General features: G+C 35.9%; 2 pseudogenes. Both read right to left on the reverse strand.

Annotated elements, in window-relative coordinates:
- Positions 1-135, reverse strand: a pseudogene (locus ACFILW_RS10265) (type IV secretory system conjugative DNA transfer family protein); the annotation flags it as partial.
- A 248-nt stretch (positions 136-383) separates the two neighbouring features.
- Positions 384-828 (reverse strand): annotated as a pseudogene (locus ACFILW_RS10270) (adenosine monophosphate-protein transferase); the annotation flags it as partial.

Consider the following 828-nt stretch of genomic DNA (forward strand, 5'->3'; position numbering starts at 1 on the left):
CATTTCTTTCCTTCTGAAATAGATGGCGCAACCACATCGCGAAGGGGAGCCTTGCATCAGAATAATTTGTTCATTTTGACGCATTTCTCGGATAACTTCGTGGGGTAAAATGAGTGCTCTTTTTAAAATATTCATATAACCACGAAAATCGACTCCATCTAAGACAAATAAAATAGGCTTTTGTAGCTTTCGTCAGTAGTAATCATGACGTTTAAAAGGAATTAACAATTATCCTGTCCAATTGCTTTGGATATGGTGTATATGCTATGTGCAAAATTGGTGGTAGGGCGCTTAAGTAGTCTGTTTTTTGCATGTATGATAAGAATATTAAAATATCTCTTCCACATAGGTGTTTAAATCAAAAAAACAAAGTTTCATATTTTTTAGTTGGCCATAGCAAGTGTATTTGAACGATTTTGTGTGCGTGTGTAGAATTGGCTATGAGTGTTCCTTGCTTTTTGAACAATGTCGGTAATTTCTCGTGCTTTCTGTTCTGATATACCAATACTTTGTGCAAGTGTTTCATAATCTTTGTTTGTGATCGCACTACATTCGTTTGATGAGAGACGATGTTCTAAACTGTTTATAAAAGTACGGAGCTCTTGGTGTAATTGAGGAGATTGAGACAAGATTTCTCTTTGTTTTTCCGGTGATAAAGCAAAAATATTTTGCAAGTTTTGACTGGGATTCTCTACCGCTTTTCCAAGGCGTTCTTGTTTAATTTTATGGTCTCGAGTGACTATATTATAGGTAGCTTCTACAGTATACACATAATTCTCAATTGCAAGAGAGAGCACATCAAGATAATTTCGAGCGTGTACACGTGCC

Origin of the sequence: Bartonella sp. TT110JLCBS, from assembly GCF_042193405.1 — a bacterium.
In the GTDB taxonomy this organism is placed as follows: Bacteria; Pseudomonadota; Alphaproteobacteria; order Rhizobiales; family Rhizobiaceae; genus Bartonella.